This is a genomic window from Sphingomonas sp. 2378, from assembly GCF_038084995.1.
Taxonomy (GTDB): Bacteria; Pseudomonadota; Alphaproteobacteria; order Sphingomonadales; family Sphingomonadaceae; genus Sphingomonas.
The window spans coordinates 1-268 of sequence record NZ_JAXCMJ010000158.1 but is presented as its reverse complement, the minus strand read 5'-3'; the positions used below and the strand labels follow the sequence as shown (position 1 = coordinate 268).

The window sequence follows — 268 nt, the reverse complement described above, 5'->3', positions numbered from 1 at the left end:
GTCCCAGTGTGGCTGATCATCCTCTCAGACCAGCTATGGATCGTCGGCTTGGTAGGCCTTTACCCCACCAACTACCTAATCCAACGCGGGCTCATCCTCTGGCGATAAATCTTTGGACTTTCGTCATCATCCGGTATTAGCAGCCGTTTCCAGCTGTTATTCCGAACCAAAGGGCAGATTCCCACGCGTTACGCACCCGTGCGCCACTAAGGCCGAAGCCTTCGTTCGACTTGCATGTGTTAGGCATGCCGCCAGCGTTCGTTCTGAG

General features: G+C 54.9%; 1 rRNA gene. It reads right to left on the bottom strand.

The features are described from left to right. Window positions 1–268: ribosomal RNA gene (locus tag SM191_RS19925) — 16S ribosomal RNA — on the bottom strand; the annotation flags it as partial.